The following is a 25,385-nucleotide window of genomic DNA, read 5'->3' as shown; positions in this document are numbered from 1 at the left end:
GCGAAAGCCCGGGGCTAACGGGCCCAGTTTTGCGTCCGTGCGCGGCCGCGACACCACCGAGGTGCACGCCAGTGACCTCACGTTGGACACGTTCATCGACGCCGCGACGCTGACCGCCCCCCGACCCAGCGCTGACACGCGGGCGGTCCTGCTGACCGGGGCGACCGGTTTCCTCGAGCGTTACCCGGCCCTGGAATGCCTGCGGTGGATTGAACTGGTCGACGGCACGCTGATCTGCCTGGTGCGAGCCAAGTCCAACTAGGACACCCCGAGCATGGCGACCCGGCCGTCGCTCCGCGGCCGGTCGGCCGCTCACTGCACGACGTCGTAGGTGTCGTTATTTCCCGCTGCGACAGCAACTCTGCGATGCCGTCGGAGTGACCGCTGCCGCGTTCCGAACTGTGGTGCTACCAGCTGCGGCGCACCTCGAGCTCACTGGCGTTCACACGAGCCGAAAGTCGGCGGATTCAGGTGCAGGTCGTGCGGCTATTACCACATACATGGCACCAGGCGGTAGCGAATCTTCTGCGTGTACTCGCGGTATCCGGCCAACTCTTCCTGGAGCAGCTTCTCCTCGTCGCGGATGCGCAACGCGAGCACGATCAGGCCAGGTAGGACGACGACGAGTCCCCAGTAGGAACCGAGCGCAAGGGGGATGCCGACCATCGTGATCACATTGCCGGTGTACATGGGGTGCCGCACCACCCTATACAGACCGGTGGAGACGAGCTTCTGGCCTGCCTCCACCTGGACGGTTGCGGCCGCATAGCTGTTCTGAATGATCACCAGCATCACCACACCCAGTCCAATCGCCACCAGAACATCACCAACCAAGCAGATTGCCGGTGGTACTGCGGACCAACCAAAGCGGTGGTCAAGGACACTGACCATGAACATCGTTGCAAACGACAACCAAAAGCAACCTATAACAACCTTTTGCGCCATTCGGGTCTCCGCCGTCGGCCCCCCACGCATACGCCGTTGGAGCGCCGCGGGGTTCGCACGCAGCAAGTAAATGCTCGAGATCCACGTCGCGATAGCAAACACCGCCAGAAGAAGCCATGCTTGCCAGTAATTAACCGTGCCAGCTGTCAAAAACAGCATCAAGCCGAACGCGACAGGCTCAGCAAGCCCGAATACGAACATTTTAGGAATGGTTTTCACCGATCCTCCTTCCGTTCGTCCGGTACCGCACGCCAACAGCGCACATCGCGGCGCCGGAAAGCCGCTACTCCCAGCGTGTCAGCACCGCACCGATCGCCAGCAGCCAACAGCGGCGCGGAACTGAAACTACCGTCGCCCACCCGAAGGATGTGCGCGAATGTGTAATTTGGCTAGGGACCACCTGGTTCGCTCAGCCATCGTGATGCCGGCTGTCGGTGCTGGTGTCAACTGTTGATGACCAGTTCGTTGGTGGTGGAGGTGAACCGGTCGACCGCGGCCGCCAGCGGCGCATCTCTGATCATGGCTGGCAACTCGTCGAGGCCGCGGTTGGAGGTCAGCACGGTGGAGGTGTTGCAAGAGCGCCCACCTACCTCGAATCGCGCGGGGTGCCAAGCACATTCACCGGCGACACGGCGGAGCAGATTGCGCCCGAGCTAGCCGAGGTTGAGTGGGAGTGAGCCAAAGCGAAGCGCGACCAGACGAAAATCCGTTACAACGCCGGCGCGGCGCGCAACGCGATCACCCAAGGGCGGCCCGCGACGACCGTCCTGACGTCCCTGCGCGAAGGGACATTGGACGCAGCGCTGATTTCCCTGCCCGCAGAGGCCGCCGGGGCCACCGCGATCCCGATCTATGACGAAGATTTCGTGCTCGCGCTACCACCTGGGCATCCGCTGTCGGGCAAGCACGAGGTGCCGGTGGCGGCGCTGGCACAGTTGCCGCTGCTGTTGCTGGACGAGGGTCATTGCCTGCGTGATCAGGCCCTGGACGTCTGCCAGATGGCGGGTGTGCGGGCCGAACTCTCCGACACCCGAGCGGCGTCGCTGGTGACCGCTGTGCTCGTCGATGACGCTGTTCGCCCGCGCCACCGACGACAACGAGGACTTCGTCGCGCTGCTGGACAAGTACTACGGTGGCCGGCAGGATCCGCTGACCCTGGCACGGCTGGGGGTCCCTAGACGGGGCTCAGTATCCGCCAGCCATGGGGTTCCACGACCAGTGTGTCCACGACCTCCTGCGGCGGGGCCGTCGAACCGGCGACGATCCGCGCGTGCGCCGTGCCCAGCTCCGACAGCCCCCGTCGTAGCGGCTCGTCGTCGACGTTGAGCGCGACCAGCAGCGCGTTATCGCCGCTGCGGGTCTCGTAGACGTAGTGCCGATTACCCAGCCGCCACGCGGTGGTCGACGCCGCGTGCAGCCATGGGTGGCGACGACGCAACCCGACAAGATACTGGTGCAGCGCCCACACCTTGGCGCCCGACGCGTCCAATTCGACCGGGGGCGAACCGAACTCGGGGCGCACCGCGTCGTCACCGCCGTACCGCTCCTCCTTGACGCCGCGGAACCCGAGTTCGTCGCCCGCGTACACGCTGGGCACGCCGCCGACGGTCAGCAGGATGACCAGCGCGTGCGGCAGATGTTCGGGTTGTTCGAGCCGGCTGGCGATGCGGGTGACGTCGTGATTGCCGACGAACGTCAGCGGGGCGAAGCTGGCCAGAAATTCGTTGTGCCGCTGCAGCGCCCAGTCCAGCTCGAAGAAGTTGCCGTCGTTGAGGCTGCTCCAGATCGCCTTCCACAGCTCGTATTGGGTGGCCGAGTCGAACTTGGCCGCCTCAACCGCGGCGGCGTAGTCGCCGTGGATGAGTTCGCCGACGAACCAAGCGTCCGGGTGCTGCTCACGCACCCTCGGTATGCTCGACGCCCAGAATCGTTGCGGCACGGCGTAAGCCGCATCCAGGCGCCAGCCGTCTGCGCCTCGGCGCAACCAATGCGCCATGACGTCGACGACGTAGTCGACGACCTCGGGGTTGTCGTGATTGAGGGTGATGAGCTCGTCGTGGCCCTCGAAAGTGTGAAAACGACCCGGGCGCCCACGAAACCAGCGTGCGGATTGGTCACTGTCCGCGGCGTCGCGATAGCGCGGGAAGTCCACGCCGACGTGATTGAACACGCCGTCGAGCAGAATGCGCAGGCCCCGGCGATGGCCCTCGGCGATCAAGTAGTCGAAGTCGGCCTCGTCCCCGAGTCGGGGATCGATGCGGTAGTGATCTGTCGTGTCGTAACCGTGCGTGCGCGAGGCAAAGATCGGCCCCAGCGCAATCCCGGACGCCCCGAGTTCGATGGCGTGGTCGAACCAGCCGGCGAGCCGACGCAACCGGTGTTGGTCCGGCGGCGGCGGCTCCGCCGACTGGGCTACCGGAAATGCGCCGACGAAGCCCAGGGGATAGACCTGCCACCAGATCGCGTGTTCGATCCAGGCGGGTGACACTACGATCAGCCGACGGTGGCCAGCGTCTGGGATGCGACGATCGCTTGGGCCACGCCGGAAACGATCGCCGCGGCCTTCAACGCCTCCAGGATGGCTTCGCGGTCCACGCCCGCCTCACGCAGCGTGTGCTCGTGGGCGACCATGCAGTGCGAGCATCCGTTGATCGACGAAACCGCGAAGCACCACAACTCGAAGTTCGCCTTGTCCACACCCGGATTGCCGATGATGTTCATCCGCAATCCGGGCCGCAGGTCGTCGTACTGGCCGTCGAGGAAGCCGCGGCCACGGTAGAACACGTTGTTCATGCCCATGATGGACGCGGCTCCCAGTGCCGCCTGGTATGCCTCGGCGGACAGGTAGTCGGCCGCCTCGGCGCCGACCTCGGCCAGCACCTGCGTGTTTCGCGTCGCCGCGGCGCTGGCCAGCAGGGTGCCCCAGAGCTGCTCTTCGTTCAACACAGCGCTGCGCGCGATCGAACCCAAGTTGAGCTTGAGGTCCTTGGCGTACTCGGGCAGCGCGGCCTTGAGATTCTCGACGCTCATCAGGCCGAAGCCTTCAGCAGTTCGCCGGCGTTCAGCGTCGGGTCGCCCTTGCGCCAGTTGCAGGCACACAGCTCGTCGGATTGCAGGGCGTCCAGGACCCGCAGCACCTCGTCGACGTTGCGTCCCACGGAACCGGCGGTCGCCGAGACGAATTGGATCTCGTTGTTCGGATCCACGACGAAGGTCACGCGGTCCGCGATGCCGTCGGCGTTGAGCACTCCGGTGGCCAGCGAAAGCTCCCGCTTGATGTCCGAAAGCATCGGGAACGGCAGCTTCTTGAGGTCTTCATGCTGTGCACGCCACTGGAAGTGCACGAATTCGCTGTCGATCGAGACGCCCAGGACTTGCGTGTCACGGTCTGCGAACTCGTCGTTGAGCTTGCCGAACGCCGCGATCTCGGTCGGGCACACGAAAGTGAAGTCCTTCGGCCAGAAGAACACGACGCGCCATTTGCCCTCGTGGTCGTCACTGGTAATCGTGGCGAAGTAGTCGCCGGGCTCCTTGGCGTCGACCTTGGACAGGTCGCCACCGATCAGCGCGGTCAGCTGGTAGGCGGGGAACTGATCGCCGATTGTCAGCAAAGCCATGTCCGCTCCTTATCTGGATCTACTCAAGATTAGCTTTATGTCCACCATGCTGCCGGTAGCGCTGTCTGAAGTAAAGGTGATATTTCACACTATAATTATGGGTATGTCCGATAAGATCTATCAGCCGACGATCGCCGGGGTTCGCGCGTTCGTCGCGGTGGCCGAGAAGCAGCACTTCAGTAGCGCCGCAACCACTCTCGGCGTGAGCCAGTCGACGTTGTCGCAGGCGCTGGCGGCGCTGGAGACCGGCCTCGGCGCCCAGCTGATCGAACGGTCGACGCGGCGTGTCTTCTTGACGACCGAGGGTGCACAACTCCTCCCGCGCGCGCAAGCCGTGGTCGAGGCGGTGGAGGCGTTCACCGCCGCCGCCGCCGGGGCGACCGACCCGCTGCAGGCCAGCATGCGGCTGGGGATGATTCCCACGGTGGCGCCCTACGTCCTGCCTACCGTGCTGGCTGGACTTGCCCGGCAACTGCCCGCGATGACCCTGCGGGTAATCGAGGACCAAACCGAGCGGTTGCTGACGGTCCTGCGCGAGGGGGCCTTGGACGCGGCGCTGATCGCGTTGCCCGCCAACGCCGCCGGGGTCACCGAGATCCCGATCTACGACGAAGATTTCGTGCTCGCGCTACCACCCGGGCATCCGCTGTCAGGCAAACGTCGCGTGCCGGCTGCCGCGCTCGCTCAGCTTCCGCTGCTGTTGCTGGATGAGGGCCACTGCCTTCGCGACCAGGCGCTGGACGTCTGCAATAAGGCCGGCGTTCGGGCGGAACTGGCCAATACCCGGGCGGCGTCGCTGGCGACCGCCGTGCAATGCGTGACCGGGGGATTGGGGATAACGCTGATTCCGCAGAGCGCGGTGCCGGTCGAGGCGGCCAGAAGCCGCCTCGGGCTCGCGCAGTTTGCCGCACCCCGCCCCGGACGACGGATCGGTCTGGTGTTTCGCTCGTCGAGCGGTCGCGATGAGTCCTACCGGCAGCTGGCCGAGATGATCGGCACATTGATCGGTGACGAACACGACGTTCGCCTGGTCAAATAGCCGCTCGCCGGCTGTAGGTTCGGCGTATGGAGAAGGTGATCGCCGTGCTGATGCGTGCCGACCCGGATGACGATTGGTGCGCCCGGCAGCGGGGTCCCGTGGCCGACGCGCTGTTGGGGCTGGGCGTGCCCGGGCTGTCCGTCAACGTCCGCGATGGCGCGGTGCGCCACTCACTGATGACGCTGACCACCCTGGACCCGCCGGTCGGCGCTGTCGTGAGCCTGTGGACTCAGCAGTGCTACGGGGACCAGACGTCGGCGGCGCTCGAGTTGCTCGCCGGAGAATGCGAGCAGCTCGGCGCCTATTTGGTGACCGAGTCGGTCCCGCTGGTTGCACCGGCAACCGAACCAGGTTGTCGCACAACCGGTCTCGCTAATATTGCGTTGCTGCGCCGGCCCGCGGAGCTGGACCAGGCGACCTGGCTGACCCGTTGGCAGCGCGACCACACATCGGTGGCCATCGAGACACAGTCGACATTCGGCTACACCCAGAACTGGGTAGTGCGAAACCTCACGCCGGACGCACCGGGAATCTCCGGCATCGTCGAAGAGTTGTTCCCCGCGGAGGCGATCACCGATCTGAAGGCGTTCTTCGGTGCCGCCGACGACAAGGACCTGCAGAACCGGATAAGCCAGATGGTCGCCAGTACTTCCGCGTTCGGTGCGAACGAGAACATCGACACCGTGCCAACCAGCCGCTACGTCTTCAAGACACCGTTCAAAGAGTGAGGAACCCAGATGACAACACTGCGCGACGCTGTCGCTTTGGCGGCGGCGGACAACGGCCTGGCGGTGGTCTCCACCGTTCGTGCGGATGCGACGGTGCAGGCTTCGCTGGTCAACGTCGGCCTGCTGCCGCACCCGTCGACCGATGAGCCGGCTCTGGGCTTTACCACTTACGGCAAGGTCAAACTGGCCAACCTGCGGGCACGACCGCAGCTGGCCGTCACGTTTCGCAACGGATGGCAGTGGGCGACCGTCGAGGGCCGTGCCGAGCTGGCCGGCCCGGATGACGCGCAGGCATGGCTGAAAGACGCCGACCAGTTGCGGCTCCTGCTGCGCGAGGTCTTCACCGCCGCGGGCGGCACCCACGACAACTGGGACGAGTACGACCGGGTGATGGCCGAGGAGCGGCGCGCCGTGGTGTTGATCGCGCCGAGCCGCGTCTACAGCAACGGCTGAGCGGTGTGGAACTCCGAACAGTGATGTAGCTGTCCGAAACCTGCTATCGCATGCGCTATCGCTTTTCAGGTTTGGGTATGGGCTTCGCGACGGTGCCAGCGTGACGGGTGTGACCAGTAAGCTGCAGCCGTGATCCTGCAGATCGACGACGACAAGCGCGTGCGCACCCTGACGCTGAACCGGCCCGAGGCGCTGAACGCCTTCAACGAGGCCCTCTACGACGCCACGGCGGAAGCGCTGTTGGCCGCCGCCGACGATCCGGAGGTCGCCGTCGTCTTGCTGACCGGCACCGGCCGCGGGTTCAGCGCGGGCACCGACCTGGCCGAGATGCAGGCACGCATCACCGACCCGAACTTCACTCCGGGAAAGCACGGGTTCACCGGGCTGATCGATGCGCTCGGCGCGTTTCCCAAGCCACTGATCTGCGCGGTCAACGGGGTCGGGGTGGGGATCGGCGCCACCATCCTCGGCTACGCCGATCTGGCGTTCATGTCGTCGACGGCGCGCCTGAAGTGTCCGTTCACCAGCCTGGGCGTGGCACCCGAGGCGGCTTCGTCATATCTGCTGCCGCAACTGGTCGGTCGGCAAAACGCCGCGTGGCTGTTGATGTCCTCGGAATGGGTCGACGCCGACGAGGCTTTGCGGATGGGTCTGGTCTGGCGGGTCTGTGATCCCGAGGAGCTGGTGCCGGAGGCCCGTCGGCATGCCGAAATCCTCGCCGCCCGGCCAATCTCGAGCCTCATCGCCGTCAAGCACACGATGATGGAACCGATCCGTCCCGAGATCGCGGCGGCCAGTGCGCGGGAAAACGCCCACTTCGCCGAATTGATGGGCGCCCAAGCCAACGCCGCGGCCTTGGCGGCCTTCAACAAACGTCGCTAAACCGCCCGGGCGTGCCGTTATCGGGACGGGGCGGGCTCGAGTTTGCTCGCGGAGGCGATGATCGCGCGCAGCGTGCGCCTGCAGCGGCCGCAGTCGCCACCGGCCCCGCACGCGGCGGCAACCTCTTTGGACGTGCAGGCGCCCCGCGCGACGGCGTCGGACACGATCTGACTGGTAGCCCCGACACACAGGCATACGTACATCAGCACACTCCCCGCGTGTGGGCGAGAGCCCCTTGGTCCGAAGCGATGCTCGGCGAGGGTGCCGAGCGAACAGGCCGCATAATTAGCACAGTCTAACCTAAGTAGTTTAGCGGAGTCTAACCTAGCCCGGGTTCGCCGTGTCCGCGCAGCTCCGGTGCGTGACGCGCCACGCGGCCTGAACATCCGGCCGACTCACACCTGCTGCATTAGATTCGAAATCGGCATGGCAAAGTGCTGCTAAAGGCCGGCACTGTGGGCTCCAGCCCAGCCCACCCGCCGCGGCCAGACACGACAGCCCTGAGACCGTAGGAGTGATCATGCAAGGTGATCCGGATGTTTTGCGCCTGCTCAACGAGCAGCTGACTAGTGAGCTCACCGCCATCAACCAGTACTTCCTGCATTCCAAGATGCAGGAGAACTGGGGCTTTACCGAGTTGGCGACCAAGACGCGCGCGGAGTCGTTCGACGAGATGCGGCACGCCGAGGAGATCACCGACCGTATTTTGCTGCTCGACGGGCTGCCGAACTACCAACGCATCGGGTCGTTGCGCGTCGGCCAGACGCTGCGCGAGCAGTTCGAGGCCGACCTGGCGATCGAGTTCGAGGTGCTGGAGCGTCTCAAGCCCGGCATCATCATGTGCCGCGAAAAGCAGGACACCACCAGCGCCGTGTTGCTCGAGAAAATCGTGGCCGACGAGGAACTGCACGTCGACTACCTACAGACCCAGCTGGAGCTGATGGACAAGCTGGGAGAGGAGCTCTACTCGGCGCAATGCGTATCGCGCCCACCGAGCTGACGTTCGCGCACGGCTGAGTAGGCAACTGGCAGGAATGACGGGCTCCCGCAGTGCGCTGATCACCCCGCAACGACGTAACCTCATCTTCGTCGCGATCCTGCTCGGGATGCTGCTGGCGGCCCTCGACCAGACCATCGTCGGCCGGACCGGCCGCTACAAGATCTTTCCGGTGGCCGGCACGGCGCTGATGGCGCTTGCCTTTCTGCTGATGTCGCGGATGGACCCGTCGACGTCGGCCCTGTTGCAGTCGGCCTACCTGATCATCCTGGGTGCCGGCATCGGGCTGTCCATGCAGGTGCTGATTCTCATCGTGCAGAACACCTCGAGTTTCGAGGACCTGGGCGTGGCCACCTCGGGCGTGACGTTCTTCCGCACCATCGGAAGTTCGTTCGGCGCCGCGATATTCGGCTCGCTGTTCGTGAACTTCCTGAACCGCAGGTTGGGCCCGGCCCTGGCGGCCAGCGGCGCGCCGCCCAGCGCGGTCAGTTCGCCCGGGGCCCTGCACCGCCAGCCCCATAACGTGGCCGCGCCCATCGTTTCGGCCTACGCCGAGTCGCTCACCCAGGTATTCCTCTGGGCGGCGCCGGTGGCCCTGATCGGATTCGTCGTGGCACTGTTCCTGCGTGAGGTCCCGCTCCGCGAGATCCACAACAGCGCAATCGATCTCGGCGATGGGTTCGGGATGCCGACTACCGACAGTTCGGAAAGGCTGCTGGAGAACGCGATTGCCCGCATGCTGCGCGGCGAACCGGGTATGCGACTGCGCAGCATCTCCATGCGACCCGATTGCCGGCTTGACGTCGCCGGGCTGTGGGGCGTCCTGCGCATCAACCGCTACCGGCAGATGTACGGGACGGCCCGGATCACCGACATGGCTAACCACCTGCGGTCCTGGAACCCACCTTCTCCCGCCTGGTCACGGCCGGTTACGCGCAGCGCGACGGCGACCAAATGTGGCTGACCCCAGCCGGGACTCAGCAGGTCGACTACGTGTACTCGCTGTTGCTGGCCTGGCTTGTCGACAAGCTGGCCCGGTCACAGACCTTCGAGGGCCGACCGGAGCCTCGCCAGGTGGAAGCCGCGCTCGAGCACGTCGCGCATCGAGTTCTTGCCCAACGCGATTGGCATGACGATCCGCCCACAGTGGCCATCAGGTCGGCCGGTCCGCCATCCCGTCCGGCCGCCGGGCGTACCATCGCGCCATGAGCCGAATCGGAACCTTCGCTGACGACGACCTCTACAGCTGGGCCACGAAGTCCCCTGACCTCGGCGGCGCGATCGCCAACTTCAGCCAGGCGGTCTACACCAAGAACCGGCTGCCCATGCGCACCCGGGAGCTGGCCCGGGCGGTGATCGCCCATGACAACGAATGCACCGTGTGCATGAACACCCGCGACGCCGACGGGCCCGCCGCGGGTGTCGACGAAGAGCTTTATGAGCACGCGCTGGAGTGGCGCACCTGGCCGGGGTACAGCGAACAGGAGCGCTTAGCGGCCGAGTTTGCGCACCGCTTCGGCACCGAGCACACCAAATTGCGCGATGACGAAGACTTCTGGAGCCGGTGCAACGAGCACTTCTCCGAAGAGCTGCTCGCCGACCTCGCAATGTCCTGCGCCCTGTGGGTCGGCATGGGACGGATGCTCCGGACCCTGGACATCGGCCAGGCCTGCAAGCTCACCTTGCCCAGCCGCGCATAGCCGCCGCGCACCCCGGGCGTTGCGCTACGCACGGATACGCGAACACGGGAGGCAAGCCGGTGAAGATTCGCTTCGGCGTCGGGCTGGGTGCGGACACCGCTCCGGATCAGCTCGCCGGCATCGTCGATCACCTGGAGAGCAGCGGGGTGGACTCGCTGTGGTTCTCAGAGTTGGTTTACTCCCCGGCGGTCGATCCCGTGGTCGGTATGGCCTACGCCTTGGCCCGGACGACCCGGTTGAAGGTGGGCACCTCGGTGGCCGTGCTCCCCGGGCGACATCCGGTGCTGGTGGCCAAGCAGTTGGCGTCGTTGGCGGGGGTCGCGCCGAAGCGGGTTCTTCCCGTGTTCGGTTTGCGTTCGGCGATTCCAGCCGAGCGCGAGGTGTTCGTGGTCCCCGACGGAGAGCGGGCAGCGGTGTTCGATGAGGCGCTGCGGGTCCTGCGCTCGGCGCTGGTCGACGATTCGGCCGCCTACCGCGGCCGCTATTTCACCGTGAGCGGGGCCGCGGTCGCGCCGCGGCCGGTGCCTCCGCTGGACATTTGGCTGGGCGGCTCAGCGCCGGCGGCGTTCCGGCGCATTGGCACGCTGGCCGATGGTTGGCTGGGTAGCTTCCTGACCCCGGCCGAGGCGCGGGCCGGGCGCGAGGCGATCGAACGGTCAGCGACGCGAGCCGGCCGGCGAATCGAGCCCGATCACTTCGGCATTTCGTTGGCCGTCACCGACGGCGAGGTGCCCGCGGAGCTGGCTGCAGCGGTGCGCCGGCGTCGTCCGGAACTCGATCCCGCCGAGCTGATCGCCGCCGGCTGGGATCGCCTGCACCGACAGCTCGACGCCTACATCGACGCTGGATTGACGAAATTCGTCATACGGCCGGCGGGCAAAGCGCCACTGGACGGCTTTATCGATCGGTTCGTCACCGAGCTGGTCGGCCGCCAGAACTGATCGCGTTTCCCAGGCTGCACAATGGCTGCCATGACAGCCACCCCCCTCGCCGCCACTGCGATCGCTCAACTGGAGGCTGAAGGCGTCGATACCGTCATCGGCACCGTCGTGAACCCGGCGGGGCTGACACAAGCCAAGACGGTGCCGATCCGGCACACCAACACGTTCGCGGATCCCGGCCTGGGCGCCAGCCCTTCGTGGCATGCCTTCGCGATCGATCAAACCGGCATCGCGTTCACCGACGACGTCGGTGTCGTCGGCGATCAGCGCATCCGCATCGACCTGTCGGCTTTGCGCATCATCGGCGACGGGTTGGCGTGGGCGCCAGCCGCATTTTTCGAGCAGGACGGTACGCCCGTTCCGGCGTGCGGCCGGGGAACGCTGAGCCGGATCGAGGCCGCGCTCACGACAGCCGGCATCGAGGCGGCGATCGGCCACGAAGTCGAATTCCTTCTGGTCGATCCGGATGGTGGCCGGCTGCCGTCGGCGCTGTGGGCGCAGTACGGCCTTGCCGGTGTGCTCGAGCACGAGGGGTTCGTTCGCGACGTCACCGTCGCGGCCACGGCGGCCGGTGTGGGGATCGAGCAGTTTCATCCCGAGTACGGGGTCAACCAGTTCGAGATCTCGTTGTCGCCGCTGGCGCCGGTCGCCGCCGCCGATCAGCTCGTCTTGACCCGGCTCATCATCGGCCGGGCCGCCCGCCGTCACGGGCTGCGCGTCAGTCTGTCCCCGACGCCCTTCGCGGGCAGCGTCGGGTCCGGTGCGCACCAGCACTTCTCGCTGACCACGCCCGAAGGCCCCCTGTTTTCCGACGGAACCGGCCCGGCGGGCATGACGCCGGCGGGGGAGAGCGCCGTGGCGGGGGTGCTGAGCGGGCTAAGCGAAGCTCAGGGGATTCTGTGCGGATCGATCGTGTCCGGTTTGCGGATGCTGCCCGGCAACTGGGCCGGGGCCTATGTGTGCTGGGGCGTCGAGAATCGCGAGGCGGCCGTGCGTTTCGTTGAAGGCGGTCCGGGCAGTCCGCGCGGCGGCAATGTGGAAGTGAAGGTCGTCGATCCTTCGGCGAACCCGTATTTGGCGTCAGCGGCGATCCTCGGACTGGCATTGGACGGAATCAAGCGCCGAGCGGCGTTGCAACCGGAAACCACCAAAGACCCGGCGACACTTTCCGGTTCGGACCGTAACCGCGCCGGCATCGTCTGCCTGCCCCAGGCTCAGGTGGAGGCCATTACCGCACTTGATAATTCGACGCTGCTGCGCAGCATCCTGGGCGACCCCGCGGTCGACATGGTGGTCGCGGTCCGCCGTCTGGAGCATGAGCGCTACGGCGACCTCGGCCCCGAACAGCTGGCGGACAAGTTCCGCATGGCCTGGAGCCTGTGACAGGGCTTGTCATGGCGTCTGACTCTGCTGCCCTCGCACAACACATCGGCGAAGTGCCGCTCATCGACCAGCACGTCCACGGATGCTGGTTGACGCCGGGTGACCGGCTGCGGTTCGAGAACGCGCTCAACGAGGCCAACACCGAACGTCTCGCGCATTCGGGGTTCGACTCCCAGCTTGGCTTCGCGGTGCGCACCCACTGCGCACCTGTGCTTGGGCTATCCAAACACATTGATCCGCAGGCATACTGGGAACGCCGCCGGCAATACAGCGAGCCCGAGCTGGCCCGCCTGTTTTTGCCGGCGGCCAAAGTGAGCGACTGGCTGGTGGACACTGGAATCGGCGACGATGTGGCCGGCATCGCCGATTTGGCCGAGTTGTCCGGTAACCGCGCTCACGAGATAGTTCGCCTCGAGCAGTTGGCCGAGCAGGCAGCGCTGGCGCCGGGCGATTACGCGTCGGCGTTCGAGGAGATCCTGCACCGGCGCGCGGCTACCGCGGTCGGCACTAAGTCGATCCTGGCCTACCGCGGCGGGTTCGACGGCGATCTGACCGAGCCGTCGGAGTCGCAGGTTGCCGAGGCCGCCAGCCGGTGGCGCGACCGCGGCGGTGTCCGGTTAGAGGATCGGATTCTGCTGCGTTTCGGATTGCATCAGGCGCTCCGGCTTGGCAAGCCAGTGCAATTCCACGTCGGCTTCGGCGACCGGGACTGCGATCTGCACAAGGCCAACCCGCTCCTGCTGCTCGACTTCCTGCGACAGTCCACGGACACCCCGATCGTGCTGTTGCACTGTTATCCCTACGAGCGCGAGGCCGGATACCTCGCGCAGGCGTTCAACAACGTCTACGTCGACGGCGGGTTGAGCGTGAACCATCTGGGGGCGCGGGCACCGGCGTTCATTGCCCGGCTGCTGGAGTTGGCGCCCTTCGGCAAGCTCCTGTACTCGTCGGACGGGTTCGGCCCCGCGGAATTACACTTTCTCGGTGCGGCCCTGTGGCGCAACGGTATTCACCGCGTGCTGAACGATTTTGTCGCCGGCGGCGACTGGAGCGAAAAGGATGCCATGCGGGTGGTCGACCTGATTGCCCGCGACAACGCCACCCGCGTGTACCGCCTTTGACGGCTTAGATCAGGCCCGTCGCGGCCTACCGGCCGGCAGCGATAAGCGTATACCTACTTAGGCGCTTAGGTGTACGCGTACTATGCGCATACATATCGCTTGCAACACAACGGATTTCGCTTGCACAGCGCCCGTCGCGGAGGTACTGTTGCGCACACGTTCCGAGACTGGCAAGCGAAAGGACAGGACCATGACCACAACCATCCCGCTCCCGGCCGGCACCGAGATTGCCGTACAGCTTCGCGGCCTGTTGTCGGACGGCGACGAATGACCCACAGGGGATTACTGACCATGGACCTGATGTGCCCCGAGGGACATGTCGTCGGCCAACTGATCCAGAACATTGGGCACCAGGCGATCGGGATCCAGGTAGCCGACACGGCGCGTGAGGAATGGCCGCGGGGCCGCGACAAGATGTTTACCTACCTGACGTGCCCCGGCTGCGATCGCCGGGTTTATGGATCAACGGACGCGATCGGGGAGAGGGCCACCTGGCTGTCTGAGAGTGAGTCCGAGTGGCAGGGCAAATACTCGCTGCGCTACATAGAGGACGGCCTAGCGTAGTGCCCCTCAGTGCGGATAAAGGAGAGGCGTGAAAACGCCTGCTGATAGCCGCGACGACCCTTGTCGTCGTTGGCGATGCCACGCCGTCCACAACCTGCCTGAGAGCTACAGTCCGCGTCTGATAGTCGATCGGCTCGCCCCTGTCGTTCTCCTCAGGGGCACTGCCCGGTCGCGGGCTATGTCGTCGATGGCCGCCGGTCCCTGCCAGGCGACGCGCTATAACGTTCCGGTGGTGCCGGTGGAACCGTTGGTGCCGGCGGTGGTGCCGGTCCCGCCGGTCCCGCCGGGCCCGCCGGTGACATTGGTCAGAACAAGTGCGTAGGCGTCGCCGCCGTTGCCGCCGTTCCCGCCCGTCCCTCCTGAGGCTGCGCCGCCGTTGCCGCCAGTGCCGCCGATGGCCGCTCCGCCGACGTAGTTGTACGCAACACCTCCGACACCGCCAGCCCCGCCGCCCGTGACACCGCCACCGCCGGCCCCGCCGGCGCCGCCATCGGCGCCACCCAGAGCCCCGAAGGGGAATGCTCCCATAATCGCGGCGCCGCCCTGGCCACCGACCCCGCCGACGGTGAGCGTGCCGGTGCCGCCCTGTCCGCCGGCCCCGCCGGCGATGCTTCCGAATCCGAAGCTGAACGCAGGACCGCCGGCCCCGCCGGCGCCACCGACGCCGCCGCCACCGCCGGCCCCGCCGGCCCCGCCGGACAGGATGCCAACCCCGCCGGCCCCGCCGGCCCCGCCGGTGCCGCTCGCGCTGGCACCGCCGACCCCGCCGCCACCGGGGTTGCCGAGATAGCCGCCGCCACCGCCGGCTCCGCCAGCCCCGCCGGTACCGGCGCCGTCGCCGGCACCGCCGGCCCCACCGATCCCGCCGTTACCGCCGCCGATCAGCCCACCGGACCCGGCGGGCCCACCGGCCCCGCCAGCCCCGCCCAAACCGGTAGTGGCGGCGCCGCCGGCCCCGCCGATACCGCCAGCGCCCCACAAGGACGCGGACCCACCAGCCCCGCCGGGCGCGCCGGCCCCGCCGGCCCCGCCGGGCCCGCCGTTGCCGATCAGCCCGCCGTTACCGCCATTACCGCCAGCCACGCCGGCGGTGGTAGAGCTGAAGCCGGCGCCGCCGTTGCCGAACAAGATCCCACCGGCCCCGCCATTCGGGCTGGCCGCTGTCCCATTAGCGCCGTTGCCGATCAGATTGATACCCAACGTCAGCTGGGCGGGCGCATTGATCAATGCCACCGCCTCCTGCTGCGCGGCCTGCAACGGCGAGGCCCCAGCCGCCTCCGCGGTCGCATACGCGCCCCCCGCCCCATTCAAGGCCTGCACGAACCCGGCATGAAACGCCGCCGCCTCAGCGCTCAACGCCTGAAACTCCTTGGCGTAGCCGGAAAACAGCGACGCGATCGCCGCCGACACCTCATCACCAGCGGCAGCCACCACCGCGGTGGTCGGGGTCGCGGCCGCCGAGTTTGCTGAGCTGATCGCTGAGCCGATCCGTGCCGCATCAGCGGCCGCCGCGGCCAACATGTCCGGCGCTGCGATTAGATACGACATGACTGCCTCCCACGCGGCCAACCATCGGACCGCTAGCTCTGTTAACCAGAACATTGCATACTAATAGACGGCCGATATAGATGTATACAAACTCCACATTCTCATAGCAAAGCTCAAGATTGGGTGACGGCGAGATGCCACCCGGAGAAGCTGTTCGCCGAGGGGTGGCGGCAGTGGTGGCGGCGCGGGCGGGTCGGGTTCAACCGCCGGTGCCACCGGCGGCAACGGCGCTACGGGTGATTCCGGCGCAAACGGCTAGCCGAACGCGGCGTCAAGGATCGCCGTCAACTCGGCGAGTTCGTCGATCACATCGAGCTCCGGTTCCGCACTACCGACGTCAGCTCTTCGCGACGGGTGGGGCGTCTTGACCTAAGTTGATGAGTAACCAATTTGGGTAAGCGTCATGCAGTTCAAACCCGCAGCAACCGAACCGTTGCTTAGCCGTCACTGGCGTGACTCCCCAAGGTGCTTCGCACTTCACAGCATTGCGCTTTCACAGCCGGCATGAAATGACTTCACGTCGGGCGCGAAAGCTAACCCGGCTTCTTCACCAGAATGTGAGTGCGTGCATCAGACCAACCCTGTCGCGTCAAATACCCAGCTAGTATGGGCATTTGCGAGGTTCTCGAAGTGATTGGGCGGGGCGAAGCTGACGAGGCTGTTCATGTCCCAATAGTCTTTCCAGACCGTGACCTTGGCCCCACCGTCTTGCGGCACCACCTTGTGCACCGTGACGAATCTGAGTACACCCTGCTCGCCCGACGTGAAAGTCCAAGTCTCCGAGTGCTCGTAGATGACGTCGCAGCCGTTGGACACCAGCAGACCGTCGTGGTTTTCGTAGCCCGCCAGCGGCTCGAGCCCCATCTTGAGCCGCTTCACGATGTCTTCGGGACCGCGCGCCGACAACGCGGGGACCGGCATGTCGACGTAGAGGCAGTCCTCCGACAGGAACGTCTTGACAGCATCCCAATCCCGCCGCGAAAGCGCTTGCCACAGCCCGACTACGACATCTTCGACCGCGATCGTGGAAACCTCTGTCATAGCGGCCAATAAACCCGCTTGCCGGATGGGTGTCAACCACAGGTTTGCCGCGCATACTCGCCAGCGTGACCCCATTGCAGCGCTATATCGCCGAGGAGATTGCCGCTGATCACGTCGACGGCCTGCTGACCCGACGCGAGGCCGTGCGACGACTGGCGCTACTCGGCGTGGGTACCGCGGCCGCCAGCGCGCTCATCGCGGCCTGCTCCACGCAGCAGAAACCGGCCGAATCCAGTTCACCCGCCCCTGAAGCCTCATCGCAACCGCCGGGGATGACCACCGCGCTGCCGACCGAGCCGATCACCTGGCCGGGTCCCCAGGGACAGCTGCAAGCCGCATGGGCCCAAGCGGCCAATGCCAAGGGCGGCGTGCTCGTCATCCACGAGAACAAGGGGTTGACCGACTGGGTGCGCTCGGTGGCCGGCCGGCTGGCCGGGGCGGGATATTCGGCACTGGCGATCGACCTGCTGTCCGAGGAGGGCGGGACGGGCACCTTTCAGGACCCGGCTCAGGTGACCGCCGCACTGGGCAGGGTCCCGCCGGACCGGTTGACGCATGACTTGAATTCGGGTGTAGCGGAACTGCGGTTGCGGGCCCCGGGGCAGAAGGTCGGGGTGGTCGGCTTCTGTTTCGGCGGCGGACTGGTGTGGCAACTGCTATCTGCCGGTGCGCTGGCCGTGTCGGCCGCGGTCCCGTTCTACGGGCCGCTACCCGACAATCCGGACTTCGCCGGGGCCAAAGCCGCCGTGTTGGGTATCTACGGCGCCCTGGATACCCGCGTCACGGGCTCCGAATCGGCGGCCAGGGCGGCACTCGATCGCGCCGGCCTGGTCCACGACCTGATCGTCGAACCCAACGCCGACCACGCGTTCTTCAACGACACCGGACCCCGCTACAACGCCGCCGCGGCGGCCGACGCATGGCAGCACACGCTGGACTGGTTCGACCGCTACCTCGCCGGGCACTGAACGGTCACATCTCTAAATGTCGACGGGTGCCATCGACCGTGCCGGGCCCAAGGCCACCGGCAGCGTCGACCAACCGCGCAGCACCCGCGTGTCCCGCCTGCTTCCGGTGCCTGCCGCCCGCGCCTCGGGGAAACGATCAAAGAACGTTCGCAGCCCGACTTCGCCCTCGGCACGCGCAAGGGCGGCGCCAAGGCAGAAGTGCCGGCCCCCAGAGAACGCGAGATGCCGCCCCGCATTTGGCCTTTCGATGTCGAAGCGGTGCGGATCGGGGAACACCGACGGATCGCGGTTGGCGGCGGCCAGGTAGACCACCACCAACTCGCCAGGCCTGATTTGCATGCCCGACACCTCGACATCCTTGAGGGCCACCCGCGCGGTGAGCTGCACCGGCGAGTCCAGCCGGAGGATCTCTTCGACGGCGTTGGGCCACAATTCGGGACGCTGGCGCAACGTCTCCAGATGCCCTGGCGTGTCCAGCAGCATGCGAATCCCGTTGCCCAGTAGGTTCACCGTCGTCTCGAACCCGGCGGCCAGCACCAGCCCGGCGATCGCCTGAAGTTCGGTCTCGCTGAGATGTGTCTCGGCGGAGCCGCTTTCAGCCGCCTGGATCAACTGGCTCATCAAGCTGTCACTGGGGGCACGCCGCAATTCCCGCAGGTGGTCGGCGAGCCAGGAGTTGAACCCCGCGATCCCGTCCTGCACGCTGCGGTATTGGCGCCACGGCAACCCGACGTCCAGGCTCGGCGCGGCCAGCTCACCGAACTCCAGGACGCGCCGCCGGTCTTGCTCGGGCACCCCCAACACGTCGCTGATGATCGCGACCGCGAGCTGCGAGCAATACCGTCCGACGACGTCAACGACGCCGGACTGGGCGGCGAGCTGATCCAATAAATTGACCGCCGTCTGCTCGACCCGATCACGCAATGCGGCAACCGCCCTGGGAGTGAACACCGCCGATACCGTCTTGCGATAACGGGTGTGGTCCGGCGGCTCGACCGCCAGCAGCGACGGTGCACGCAGCGGATGCAGAAGCTTGTCGCGGGTGCGCTCTTCCACCCATCGCACGGGTGTCGGCAGTTGCGACCCCATGTTGATTACCCGGAAGTCATCCGATCGCAGCAACTCTTGGGCGAGCGCGTGGTCGGTGGTCAGATAGTTGACGCGGCCTTTCGCCAGGGGGCCCAGGGCCCGCAGCTCCTCGTAAAACGGCAGCGGGTCAGCCGCCACCGTGGGATCGGCGATCAACCTGGCCTGTACATCACCCCGCCTCGACCCGATCGCCGCGGCGGCGCGGATGAAGCCGTGCATCGCAAGCCAGTGCAATCTCTCCTTCACCGGTCCTCCATGGCTCAGGTGGTGTTCTCCCAGCCTAGGCCGGACCCCGGGGGAGGGTTCAGCACTCGGCGATGATCTTGAAGTCCGTGGTGATGACTTTGTTGGGGTTGCCGCTGTTTATGCCGTAGGCGCTGCCGCTGATCGTGTAGGCACCGTTGGTGACGTCGGCGCGCGCGTCGCCCACCCCGCCGTGCCAGAAACTGCCGGTGAACCCGTCGACGTTGCGGATCTTCACCCACTGCGGGATGGCCCGGTTGGCACTGAGCAGCACCACCGCTTCGACCTGGCCGTCGCGGTCGCGGATGTCGATCGTGCGATACGACTGGTCTTGGTTGCACTCGGGGGGACGTGTCGTATGGGTGGCGCCGTCGATGGTCAGACGTGCGGCTTCTCGGGCCGTCGTCGCGGCCTGCGCGCAGCCCGCGATGCTGCCGGCCCCGGCGATGAGGATGAAAGCAACTGCGAGCGACCGGCTTTGCACCGGTTCACCTCCTTCACTGCCGCTTCGGCATCAGCCCGGGTAGGGATTTGACGATGCGACCCCGCACAAACTCCGGGCTGATGCCCTTGAGGAGGTCGATCAATCTGATGCTCTTGGGCACATACCAATGCAATCGCTTCGGGTTGTGGTAGGCCTGCCACGCCGCTTCCGCCACGCTGCTTGCCGGCATCAGCCGAAGCATTCCCTTCTTGGCTGCGCCGGCGCGGATCTCCTCGGCGGACATCGTCGGCCCCGTGTCGTTGGAGTGGTTGGTGGTCGTGGTCAGGATGGCGGTATCGATCAGGCCGGGTAGCACGTCGGCGACCCGCACACCGTGTCGCTGCCATTCCACGCTCAGCGCCTCGGTCAAGCCCTTGACCGCATGCTTGGTCGAGGAGTACACGGCGATGCGCGGCATGCCGTAGGTGCCCGCCGAGGACGACGTCGAGAACATCAAACTGCCGGGAGTCTTCTTCAGGTAGGGCAGTGCGGCGTAGGCGCCGGTGAGCACCGCCTTGTAGTTCACCTCGACGACGCGCATGGCGGCTTCGTAAGGCACATCCTCGAACCAGCCGGATTCACCAATGCCGGCGTTGTTCCACATCATGTCGAGGCCGCCGCCGGCATTGTCCGCAGAGAAGTCGGCCAAGGCGCCATCCAGGGCCGCCTTGTCCGTCACGTCGACGGCGCGGGTCCATAGTCGATCGTCGCCCAGTTCCTGCTTCAGCGTTGTCAGGCCGTCCTCGTTGCGGTCCACCGCCCCAACCCGCCAACCCTTGGCATGGAAGAGCTTTGCCCCCTCGCGGCCCATGCCGCTACCCGCACCGGTGATGAAGACCGATTTGACGACGCCCGGCATCGAAGCCTTTCCTGTCAGCCCACTTCGACCACATCTTTGATGCGGTTCAGCGTCTTGGTCATATCACGGACGTTGCGGCGCTTGCGCAGAAAGCCACCGAACAACCAATACACGGCGAGCCACGGCGCCGGGTTGAGCCGAAACGACTCGGTCACGTCGGTGCCGTCGCCGCTGGGCGCCAATCGGTAATGCCAGTTGTTGACCGCTCTGTCCCCCAGCAGTACGGCGAATCCGAACTCACGGCCGGGTTCGCAGGCCGTCACCTCGCATGTCGTCCAATACACCGGCCCTATCTCGTTTCGCCGCACGTGGCCCCGAAACTTGGCGCCGAGCGCGGGGCCCGTCGCATCGCCCAGCCACTCCGCCTCAAAGACTTCCGGGGAAAATCGGCCGATGTTGCGAACATCCGCAATCAGATCCCAGACCTTGTCGGCAGGCGCCGCCATATGAACAGTCGCCGAACCTTCCATGGCCTGATCCAAACACAGCCTCGCGCTCGGTCATAGACCCCGAATGACGGCGGAAGCCGATGCTTACTAATGCGGCACGGCTGACTGAATGAGGCCGTTGATGATCTGCTTGATGCCCTGTGCCGGGTGCGAATACCACGCGATCGGAAGGCCCGAGTCCGCACCGCACTTCGGCCATGGGTCCAGCCCCTCTTCGGCGAAAACCCGGTTGGCCACCGCGATCTGTTGCTCCCTGGATGCGGCCGCCGGATTGCCGACACCGCCGTATTGGGTCCAGGTGCCCGGCTTGAACTGCAGCCCACCGTATTCGCCGTTTCCGGTGTTGGCCTGCCAGTTGCCACCGGATTCACACTGCGCGACCGCGTCCCAGTTAGGGGCTCCGGGGGCCGCGTTGGCCACGCCGGTGGACGAAGTCAGCGACGCTGCAATGATCCCGCCGACGATGGCCGACTTGACGAGAGGCTTGCAGAGGTTTCTCATGTCAAGCATTTCGATGGGCGTATCCAAAGCGTTACCCATTTGAAAATGCCGCGAGATAGGCCCTCTATCTGCGGAAATCGGCCTAATCAACAGCCGGGACAACGCTTTAGAAATTGATGAGAAATCAGTAAATTACCCCTGGCAGTCGACAGTCCGTAAGCGCCCGTAATGTGCTACTGCGCCCGACGACGTTGTCGTCAAGCGCAGTCGCGAACCCCGGCAGGGGCGCGGTTATCCGCCGCCTCCGGGGGTAGCGCCCAGGGTGCCCTGCAAGTCAGCCTTCATGGCGTTGAGCTGGGATCCCCAGTATTCCCAGCTGTGTGTTCCGTTGGCGTTGAAGTTGAACACGGCGTTGTGACCACCGGCCGCGTTGTAGGCGTCCTGGAACTTCAGGTTGCTGCTGCGCACGAAGTTCTCCAGGAACTCGGCGGGCATGTTGGCCCCGCCCAGCTCCGATGGTGTGCCGTTACCGCAGTAGATCCAGAGCCGGGTGTTGTTGGCGACCAGCTTCGGGATCTGCAGGGACGGGTCGTTGCGCTGCCACGCCGGGTCACTCGACGGTCCCCACATGTCGCTGGACTTGTAGCCGCCGGCATCACCCATCGCCAGGCCGACCAGGGTGGGCCCCATCCCCTGGGAGGGGTCCATCAAGGCGGACAGCGAGCCGGCGTAGATGAACTGGCCCGGGTGGTAGGCGGCCAGGATGAGCGCCGCGGAGCCGGCCATCGAGATGCCGACCGCGGCGCTGCCGGTGGGCTTGACACTCCTGTTGGCGGATAGCCACTGCGGCAGCTCGCTGGTCAGGAACGTTTCCCATTTGTAGGTAGAGCAGCCGGCCTTGCCGCAAGCCGGGCTGTACCAGTCGCTGTAGAAGCTGGACTGCCCACCGACCGGCATGATGAGCGACAGGCCCGACTTGTAGTACCACTCGAACGCGGGCGTGTTGATGTCCCAGCCGTTGTAGTCGTCCTGTGCCCGCAACCCGTCGAGCGCGTACACCGCCGGAGAGTTCTCTCCGCCGCTCTGGAATTGGACCTTGATATTGCGGCCCATGGCTCCAGACGGCACCTGCAGGTATTCGACCGGCAGACCCGGGCGCGAGAATGCCCCCGCGGTCGCCGCGCCGCCGGCAAGACCGATCAGGCCGGGCAGAGTGACAGCCGCTGCCGCACCGACCAAAAGCCGGCGCCCCCAGGCCCGCACCTTCTCGCTTACGTCCGTCATACCTGCGCCCCTTGTCCTAAGTGGTCCTGCTCTGGGCTGGAATTTACCGTGTGAATAGACCAAATGTCGATCGGGACACGAAGTGATCTCACTTTTGCATCGGTTTTCACCACGAATTCAGCGACTCCGATAACGGCGCCGCAAAGTTCGCGCAGGCTCTCGCGCAGCCGCTCGCAGTCACGATCCACCGCCCGAAAACAGCAGGCAGCTGGCTGCCTTGAGCAGCGGGAGCCAGTGCGGCAAGCGCGATATGGCGAAAGATACAAAGCGTAGCTAATCAAAGTGGTCAACCGTTTTTTCGACGAGCCGCCGACGCGCCGCAGCCGGTGGCGCAGGAGCCCTTCAGCCGCGCGTGCGACCGGCGCCGGTGAACCGTCGATGCCGGTGACGGAATAGGTTTTTTCGGCACCGTAAAAGTGGCGTGGTGTTCCGGGCCGGTGGAACCTCCGCTGGCCCCTTCGAAGCCGTCGAACGCCACCGGGCTGGACCGACGACCGCCTGGCCACCGTCGGCGGTGGGGCGCGATTCGGCGCCGCGTTGCCGCTTTGTCTGTGAGTTTGGGCGGGATTTCGGACCGGGGGCAGCCGAACTTGCGCCGACCGCGTAGGCTCTCACGGAGCAAGCCGATGGAGACCACGCTATCCCGGGTCCGTGCCGGCTCTCACGAATCACCGCGCCAGCGGCTTAATGGTGCGCACAGTGTGGCTGGGGGCGTCGGAGGTCCGGGACCGATTGAGGTGCGAATTTGGACACGGTACTGGGGCTATCACTGACGCCGACCACAGTCGGGTGGGTCCTCGCTGAAGGACACGGCGCAGACGGCACCATCCTGGACCATCAGGAGCTGGCGCTTCGTGCCGGCCGTGGCGTGCGCGCCGTGAGTACCGCAGAGCAAGTGGCCGAAGAGGTGTTGCGGGTGGACGCGCTCGCGGCCGCGAGCGATCACCGTCTGCGGGTCGTCGGACTGACCTGGAACGACGAGGCGTCCGCGCAGGCAGCCCTGCTGTTGGAGGCACTGGCCGACGCCGGTTTTGACAACGTTGTGCCGGTTCGCCAACTCGAGGCGGTCGAGACGCTGGCTCGGGCCATCGCGCCCGTCATCGGTTACGAGCAGACCGCCGTCTGCATCCTCGAGCACGAGTGGGCGACCGTCGTCATGGTCGACACCCACGATGGCGAGACGCAAACGGCGGTCAAGCATGTGCGCGGCGGCTTCGACGGGCTCAGTGGCTGGCTGCGCGGGATGTTCGAACGCAGTGGATGGCGGCCGGGCGGTGTGATTGTCGTCGGCGCGGACAGCGACATCGATGGATTCTCGTGGCAACTCGAAAAGGCTTTGCCCGTACCGGTTTTCGCGCAGACCATGGCCCAGGTGACGGTCGCACGGGGTGCGGCGCTGGCCGCGGCCCGAAGCACCGAGTTCACCGACGACCAGCTCGTGGCGCACATCAGCGAGCCCGCCGCCGCGCCAGCGCGGCCACGGCGGTTGTCCTACGCTGGGGCCGCGACCGCATTGGCTGCCGGCGCCATCACCTTCGTTTCTTCGCTGTCGCTGGCCGTGGGCATTGAGCTCGCTCCGAACAGCGAGCCCGCACCGTCAAGGCACGCGGTGCACGCGCCGACGCCACAAATCGCCGAGGGCGTCGCGCCGGCCGTTGCCCCACCCCCAGAGGCCGCACCGACCGGCCCCCAGTCGAAAGCGCCCGCCGGGGAACCGGCTCCGGACGCAGGCGCGCCGGGGGAGCAGCAGGGAGGCGCTCCTGCCGAGCAGCAGCCGGACCCGAACGCCCAACAGCCCTATTTGACGAGAGTGCTCGAACACATACCCGGCGACGCCGGTGATTCGGCACCGCAGGCGCCGAGCCAGCCTTAGCCGTCCTTGGCGTGAACCGCGGTGAAAGACACCGCCACCTCGTCGGCGACCTGCATCGATCCCATGAACATCGAGTAGGGCTTGACGCCGAAATCAGTTTGTCGAACGCTGCATTCGGCCGACATTCGCCACTCCTCACCGAGATCCTCGGTCCGCAGGTCGATTACGTGCTTTCGGGATTTTCCGCGAATCTGCAGTGTCCCGGTCAGGCGGTATCCGTCTTCGGTCTTATCGATGGCGTCTGCGGTGAAGCGGATCTCGGGATAGCGGCCGGCGTCCAGCGACTTCAACGCGTTCGACTTCACCATGACCTTTTCCGGCCCGGACAAACCTTTGACCCCGCCCTCGCCGCGCAGCACCTCAAACGAATCGACGTCGACGGTCAGCTCCGTGGTCGCGGGTTCGGCGCCGGTCCAGCCCACCGTGGCCTGCCAGCGCTTCATCGCGATGGTGAGCCGATGGCCCATCCGCGCCGCCCTACCGCCGACGCCGGTGCAGATCAACAGCTCACCGTCTGATGCGTCTAAACTCCAGTCGTCGGCCAAAGACAGACGGCATTCAGACGGTCAAGACGGTGCGGTAGTGCGCACGGCCCTGCTCCAATGCCGCGTAACCCTCGGCGGCTTGCGAAAGCGGCAGCTCCTCGATCCACGCCCGCACACCCGACAGCACCGCGAAATGCATTGTGTCTTCAACATCCTTGGCGGTCCCGGAGGGATGGCCGATAACGCTGAGC

Annotated in this window: 27 protein-coding genes and 4 pseudogenes; 16 read left to right on the top strand and 15 right to left on the bottom strand. The window is 66.1% G+C overall.

Annotated elements, in window-relative coordinates:
• The first annotated feature begins 37 nt into the window (after positions 1–37).
• Positions 38–262 carry a hypothetical protein gene (locus ACLP4W_RS19660; protein WP_442388772.1) on the top strand — a complete coding sequence of 75 codons (225 nt, stop codon included), beginning with the start codon at positions 38–40 and terminating at the stop codon, positions 260–262.
• A 227-nt stretch (positions 263–489) separates the two neighbouring features.
• Here ACLP4W_RS19660 and ACLP4W_RS19655 read toward each other — a convergent pair whose 3' ends face one another.
• Positions 490–1,146: a methyltransferase family protein gene (locus ACLP4W_RS19655; protein ID WP_442388782.1), complete on the bottom strand. Its 657-nt coding sequence runs from the start codon at positions 1,144–1,146 to the stop codon at positions 490–492.
• Positions 1,147–1,709: 563 nt separating this feature from the next.
• Here ACLP4W_RS19655 and ACLP4W_RS19650 point away from each other — a divergent pair.
• Together ACLP4W_RS19650 and ACLP4W_RS19645 are read left to right on the top strand one after the other, a co-directional pair.
• Positions 1,710–2,003 (top strand): annotated as a pseudogene (locus ACLP4W_RS19650) (LysR substrate-binding domain-containing protein); the annotation flags it as partial.
• Positions 1,999–2,118, top strand: a pseudogene (locus ACLP4W_RS19645) (DUF1810 family protein); the annotation flags it as partial. The pseudogenes ACLP4W_RS19650 and ACLP4W_RS19645, both read left to right, overlap by 5 nt.
• 1 nt (position 2,119) lies before the next feature.
• On the opposite strand, the gene ACLP4W_RS19640 reads toward ACLP4W_RS19645, so the two are convergent.
• The 3 genes from ACLP4W_RS19640 to ACLP4W_RS19630 are packed head-to-tail and all read right to left on the bottom strand — an operon-like array spanning position 2,120 to position 4,562.
• Positions 2,120–3,433 carry an alpha-amylase family protein gene (locus tag ACLP4W_RS19640; protein WP_442388770.1) on the bottom strand — a complete coding sequence of 438 codons (1,314 nt, stop codon included), beginning with the start codon at positions 3,431–3,433 and terminating at the stop codon, positions 2,120–2,122.
• Between the two features lie 5 nt (positions 3,434–3,438).
• On the bottom strand, positions 3,439–3,975 hold the full coding sequence (locus ACLP4W_RS19635) for an alkyl hydroperoxide reductase (protein ID WP_442388768.1): 537 nt from the start codon (positions 3,973–3,975) through the stop codon (positions 3,439–3,441).
• A complete protein-coding gene (locus ACLP4W_RS19630; protein ID WP_442388766.1) occupies positions 3,975–4,562 on the bottom strand; it encodes a peroxiredoxin in 588 nt (195 codons plus the stop codon). Before ACLP4W_RS19630 ends, ACLP4W_RS19635 begins: the two co-directional genes overlap by 1 nt.
• A gap of 103 nt (positions 4,563–4,665) precedes the next feature.
• Here ACLP4W_RS19630 and ACLP4W_RS19625 point away from each other — a divergent pair, with 103 nt between their 5' ends.
• From ACLP4W_RS19625 to ACLP4W_RS19610, 4 genes are all read left to right on the top strand, one after another.
• On the top strand, positions 4,666–5,601 hold the full coding sequence (locus ACLP4W_RS19625) for a hydrogen peroxide-inducible genes activator (protein ID WP_442388764.1): 936 nt from the start codon (positions 4,666–4,668) through the stop codon (positions 5,599–5,601).
• Between the two features lie 26 nt (positions 5,602–5,627).
• Complete coding sequence (locus tag ACLP4W_RS19620) at positions 5,628–6,329, top strand: EthD domain-containing protein (RefSeq protein ID WP_442388762.1); 702 nt, start codon at positions 5,628–5,630, stop codon at positions 6,327–6,329.
• A gap of 9 nt (positions 6,330–6,338) precedes the next feature.
• Entirely contained in the window at positions 6,339–6,782 is a 444-nt protein-coding gene (locus tag ACLP4W_RS19615) for a TIGR03618 family F420-dependent PPOX class oxidoreductase (RefSeq protein ID WP_442388760.1), read from the top strand.
• Between the two features lie 129 nt (positions 6,783–6,911).
• On the top strand, positions 6,912–7,664 hold the full coding sequence (locus ACLP4W_RS19610) for an enoyl-CoA hydratase/isomerase family protein (RefSeq protein ID WP_442388758.1): 753 nt from the start codon (positions 6,912–6,914) through the stop codon (positions 7,662–7,664).
• Positions 7,665–7,681: 17 nt separating this feature from the next.
• Here ACLP4W_RS19610 and ACLP4W_RS19605 read toward each other — a convergent pair whose 3' ends face one another.
• Positions 7,682–7,867, bottom strand: a complete 186-nt coding sequence (locus ACLP4W_RS19605) for a (2Fe-2S)-binding protein (RefSeq protein ID WP_442388757.1) — start codon at positions 7,865–7,867, stop codon at positions 7,682–7,684.
• Between the two features lie 317 nt (positions 7,868–8,184).
• Between ACLP4W_RS19605 and bfr the strand changes: the two genes are divergently transcribed.
• The 7 genes and pseudogenes from bfr (at position 8,185) to ACLP4W_RS19570 (ending at position 14,370) form a co-directional block, all read left to right on the top strand.
• Positions 8,185–8,664, top strand: a complete 480-nt coding sequence (gene bfr / locus ACLP4W_RS19600) for a bacterioferritin (RefSeq protein ID WP_442388755.1) — start codon at positions 8,185–8,187, stop codon at positions 8,662–8,664.
• A gap of 94 nt (positions 8,665–8,758) precedes the next feature.
• Positions 8,759–9,870 (top strand): annotated as a pseudogene (locus ACLP4W_RS19595) (MFS transporter); the annotation flags it as partial.
• Positions 9,867–10,361 carry a carboxymuconolactone decarboxylase family protein gene (locus tag ACLP4W_RS19590; RefSeq protein ID WP_442388753.1) on the top strand — a complete coding sequence of 165 codons (495 nt, stop codon included), beginning with the start codon at positions 9,867–9,869 and terminating at the stop codon, positions 10,359–10,361. The pseudogene ACLP4W_RS19595 and the gene ACLP4W_RS19590, both read left to right, overlap by 4 nt.
• A 59-nt stretch (positions 10,362–10,420) precedes the next feature.
• Positions 10,421–11,302 carry a TIGR03854 family LLM class F420-dependent oxidoreductase gene (locus ACLP4W_RS19585; RefSeq protein ID WP_442388751.1) on the top strand — a complete coding sequence of 294 codons (882 nt, stop codon included), beginning with the start codon at positions 10,421–10,423 and terminating at the stop codon, positions 11,300–11,302.
• A gap of 30 nt (positions 11,303–11,332) precedes the next feature.
• A complete protein-coding gene (locus ACLP4W_RS19580; protein ID WP_442388749.1) occupies positions 11,333–12,685 on the top strand; it encodes a glutamine synthetase family protein in 1,353 nt (450 codons plus the stop codon).
• A gap of 11 nt (positions 12,686–12,696) precedes the next feature.
• Positions 12,697–13,806 carry an amidohydrolase family protein gene (locus ACLP4W_RS19575; RefSeq protein ID WP_442388747.1) on the top strand — a complete coding sequence of 370 codons (1,110 nt, stop codon included), beginning with the start codon at positions 12,697–12,699 and terminating at the stop codon, positions 13,804–13,806.
• A 267-nt stretch (positions 13,807–14,073) separates the two neighbouring features.
• A complete protein-coding gene (locus ACLP4W_RS19570; protein ID WP_442388745.1) occupies positions 14,074–14,370 on the top strand; it encodes a hypothetical protein in 297 nt (98 codons plus the stop codon).
• 216 nt (positions 14,371–14,586) lie between these two features.
• Here the strand turns inward: ACLP4W_RS19570 and ACLP4W_RS19565 are convergent, their stop codons facing one another.
• Positions 14,587–15,918: a PE family protein gene (locus ACLP4W_RS19565; protein WP_442388743.1), complete on the bottom strand. Its 1,332-nt coding sequence runs from the start codon at positions 15,916–15,918 to the stop codon at positions 14,587–14,589.
• Positions 15,919–16,488: 570 nt separating this feature from the next.
• Complete coding sequence (locus tag ACLP4W_RS19560; RefSeq protein WP_442388741.1) at positions 16,489–16,959, bottom strand: limonene-1,2-epoxide hydrolase family protein; 471 nt, start codon at positions 16,957–16,959, stop codon at positions 16,489–16,491.
• 65 nt (positions 16,960–17,024) lie between these two features.
• On the opposite strand from ACLP4W_RS19560, the gene ACLP4W_RS19555 reads away from it, so the two are divergent.
• Entirely contained in the window at positions 17,025–17,927 is a 903-nt protein-coding gene (locus ACLP4W_RS19555; protein WP_442388739.1) for a dienelactone hydrolase family protein, read from the top strand.
• 12 nt (positions 17,928–17,939) lie between these two features.
• On the opposite strand, the gene ACLP4W_RS19550 is transcribed toward ACLP4W_RS19555, so the two are convergent.
• The 6 genes from ACLP4W_RS19550 to ag85B all read right to left on the bottom strand — a co-directional run bounded on the left by ACLP4W_RS19550 (position 17,940) and on the right by ag85B (position 22,776).
• Positions 17,940–19,262, bottom strand: coding sequence for a cytochrome P450 (locus ACLP4W_RS19550; protein ID WP_442388737.1), 1,323 nt, complete (start codon positions 19,260–19,262; stop codon positions 17,940–17,942).
• A 58-nt stretch (positions 19,263–19,320) separates the two neighbouring features.
• Positions 19,321–19,713, bottom strand: coding sequence for a lipoprotein LpqH (locus ACLP4W_RS19545; RefSeq protein WP_442388780.1), 393 nt, complete (start codon positions 19,711–19,713; stop codon positions 19,321–19,323).
• Positions 19,714–19,756: 43 nt separating this feature from the next.
• Positions 19,757–20,602 (bottom strand): SDR family oxidoreductase, encoded by an 846-nt coding sequence (locus tag ACLP4W_RS19540; protein WP_442388735.1) that lies wholly within the window; start codon positions 20,600–20,602, stop codon positions 19,757–19,759.
• 14 nt (positions 20,603–20,616) lie between these two features.
• On the bottom strand, positions 20,617–21,090 hold the full coding sequence (locus tag ACLP4W_RS19535; protein WP_442388778.1) for an SRPBCC family protein: 474 nt from the start codon (positions 21,088–21,090) through the stop codon (positions 20,617–20,619).
• 48 nt (positions 21,091–21,138) lie between these two features.
• Positions 21,139–21,639 (bottom strand): resuscitation-promoting factor RpfC, encoded by a 501-nt coding sequence (rpfC, locus tag ACLP4W_RS19530; protein WP_442388776.1) that lies wholly within the window; start codon positions 21,637–21,639, stop codon positions 21,139–21,141.
• A gap of 144 nt (positions 21,640–21,783) precedes the next feature.
• The gene (gene ag85B / locus ACLP4W_RS19525) at positions 21,784–22,776 is read right to left on the bottom strand and encodes a diacylglycerol acyltransferase/mycolyltransferase Ag85B (RefSeq protein WP_442388733.1); all 993 of its coding nucleotides are present in this window, start codon (positions 22,774–22,776) and stop codon (positions 21,784–21,786) included.
• 745 nt (positions 22,777–23,521) lie between these two features.
• Here ag85B and ACLP4W_RS19520 point away from each other — a divergent pair.
• Positions 23,522–24,649 carry a DUF7159 family protein gene (locus tag ACLP4W_RS19520; protein WP_442388731.1) on the top strand — a complete coding sequence of 376 codons (1,128 nt, stop codon included), beginning with the start codon at positions 23,522–23,524 and terminating at the stop codon, positions 24,647–24,649.
• Here the strand turns inward: ACLP4W_RS19520 and ACLP4W_RS19515 are convergent.
• Positions 24,646–25,194 (bottom strand): YceI family protein, encoded by a 549-nt coding sequence (locus ACLP4W_RS19515; protein WP_442388729.1) that lies wholly within the window; start codon positions 25,192–25,194, stop codon positions 24,646–24,648. The genes ACLP4W_RS19520 and ACLP4W_RS19515 overlap by 4 nt on opposite strands.
• 13 nt (positions 25,195–25,207) lie before the next feature.
• Positions 25,208–25,385: pseudogene (locus tag ACLP4W_RS19510) on the bottom strand (alcohol dehydrogenase); the annotation flags it as partial.

Origin of the sequence: Mycobacterium sp., from assembly GCF_052145595.1 — a bacterium.
GTDB lineage: Bacteria > Actinomycetota > Actinomycetes > Mycobacteriales > Mycobacteriaceae > Mycobacterium.
The sequence above is the reverse complement of the archived record's forward strand: the minus strand, read 5'-3'. Positions and strand labels throughout refer to the sequence as shown.